Here is a 2137-nt window from a genome sequence, read left to right as displayed (position 1 = left end):
TCGGCGGCGAGGTGTTCGACGGGTTGATTTCCGCCGGGACGGCGACTGCCGTGGGAGAGGAGAATCCAGGCATCTGCGGCGATCGCATCCATCTGACGTTTGAGGAATGCCGCCAGTTGGGAAGATGCCGTTCCCAAGTGGGGTTTGACATCGAGCCGGATCGCCGACCCGAGGAACTGTTGTGCGATCGCCACTTCTGCGGGAATATCTTCGCAAACGTGGACGCCGGGTAAAAGGAAAAGCGGGAAAATCTGAATTTGATTCGCACCGAGCGATCGGCTGTACTCGCCGAATTGCCGAATTTGCTCGGAGAGGGGAATGGGGGCCAACTCCAAAACGCCGGTTCCGACGACTGATGAGGTCGAGTTGCCGCCATCATCAACGGCGAGGCGATCCCCCAACTCTCGGGCTAACTGTTCCAAAGCCAACTGGGGGCGCGGATCGCGACTGCCGTGGGAAACAAGCAAAATGGTGGATTGCACGAGATCTCACAAGCTGAACGGAAGTTTCGATTATTGTAGCGGATCGGCTTCCGGCGGGGGAGGGTTGCGGGCGGAGCGATGTCGGACATTGCGGCATCACTCCTCGACGAGTCGAACCCACCCGCGACGCACGTTATATAGGAGGCGATTGATGATCGCCTGTTCGTCCTCACTGAGGGTTTCTCTGAGGAGAGCGGCTTTCAACAGTTGGCGATCGCGTGGAGTGACCACATTGGAGAACATGACCTGGCCGAAGAGTTCTTCCAGGGAAACGTGAGAGTTGTTCATGAAATTGCCGTAACTTGTCATCGTTTTTGCTCCAATGCTCCTTGTATCTTTATCATGGCTTAATAAAACTGTTTCTTGTGTGATGCTACGATAAAGCTAAGATGAGCGCGATCGGCCCGATCGGTGATCTTTATCAGACAAAATTGTGATTGAGATAACAACAATTGATGATTTCAGTCACCATTTTTGGTCAACCCCCGCTATTTCCGTCGGAGGGCAATTTATGGGTGCGATCGCTCGTTTTTTCATGGGGTTTTCATGGGGTAGGTTGGGTTTCATTTCCGACGTCGTTGGCGCAACATTTCTTCACAAACCCGGAAACACTTCTCGCCCTCTCCCCCAACCCCTCTCCCAACTTTGGGAGAGGGGAGTCTAATGGTGTCGGACAATGATTTTAGGCATTTGCAAACAGCATCTATTGCCCAACCCAACCGACTCATCAAAAGTCAACACTTCTCGCCCTCTCCCCCAACCCCTCTCCCAACTTTGGGAGAGGGGAGTCTAACTAATCAAAAGTCAGAGAAGGGGCGCGATCGAAATTGATTTCGGCGGGTTCCGGGGTTCTCAAACGGTTTCCGAGGGAGTTCGCCAGAAAGATAAAAATTAGGGCGACAACCAAAAATCCGATCAAACTATCGACGGGATCGAATAGCAGTTCTCGCCGCATTTTTTGACCGCAAAAAGAACAGTAAACCCAGCCGCCCAGTTCTTCGCGGGTGCAGGGGAGCGATCGCAGGTGTTTCATTTCTTTGTAAGGACAGATCATCATAACCTCTTGGTAGTGTTTGAAGGGATCGAAATCCGCCGATTTACAGGTATCGTGCAGTCGGTGAAATCTCAAAGTCCCCCTTTTTAAGGGGGATAATGGGGGATCAAACCGCATCGCCGCATCAAATCGGCGGGGGTGAATTAGCGATCGCTGTGAACGATCAGCATGACGTTGTTGGTGAGGATTTCGAGGGCGATCGCACTTTCGCCCAAGGCGCGGCCCATCGCGTAGGAATGTCGCAACGTTGTCGTCAAATGACGCCGTAAAATATCCCCGGTTGTGTAGGTGCGAACCAGTGCAATGGGCTCGGGACACCAGCAATTATTTGGGCGATCAAACTATTTGATAAACCGGGTTTCTAGAAGAGTGTCAGTTGACAACCAAATATCTTAATATAAACCCGGTTTTTAGACCAATTTACGCACCCGACTGGACTGTTTCTGCTCAAACTGTGCATTAAGAAATGGTGGGTTACGGCGCGGATGAAAAGTTGTGGGTTTTTCCTCAAAATTACTGCCACGCCTAACCCACCCGACTGGACTGTTTCATCTTAAATGAGGCGATCGGATCTGAATCCACAGGCAAGATGCCCGATGCT

Annotated in this window: 3 protein-coding genes; all 3 read right to left on the bottom strand. The window is 51.7% G+C overall.

All coding sequences use genetic code 11. The features are described 5' to 3' along the window. A partial coding sequence (locus LKE08_RS23610) for a CbiX/SirB N-terminal domain-containing protein (RefSeq protein WP_324706725.1) occupies positions 1 to 482 on the bottom strand: 482 nt, incomplete at its 3' end. Between the two features lie 96 nt (positions 483 to 578). Next, positions 579 to 791 carry a hypothetical protein gene (locus tag LKE08_RS23605; RefSeq protein WP_324706724.1) on the bottom strand — a complete coding sequence of 71 codons (213 nt, stop codon included), beginning with the start codon at positions 789 to 791 and terminating at the stop codon, positions 579 to 581. A 484-nt stretch (positions 792 to 1275) separates the two neighbouring features. Further along, positions 1276 to 1539, bottom strand: coding sequence for a hypothetical protein (locus tag LKE08_RS23600; protein ID WP_324706723.1), 264 nt, complete (start codon positions 1537 to 1539; stop codon positions 1276 to 1278). Between the last annotated feature and the right edge of the window lie 598 nt (positions 1540 to 2137).

Origin of the sequence: Lyngbya sp. CCY1209, from assembly GCF_035615495.1 — a bacterium.
Taxonomy (GTDB): Bacteria; Cyanobacteriota; Cyanobacteriia; order Cyanobacteriales; family Microcoleaceae; genus Limnospira.
Note: the sequence above shows the minus strand (reverse complement) of the source record. Positions and strands in the feature narration are given on the sequence as shown.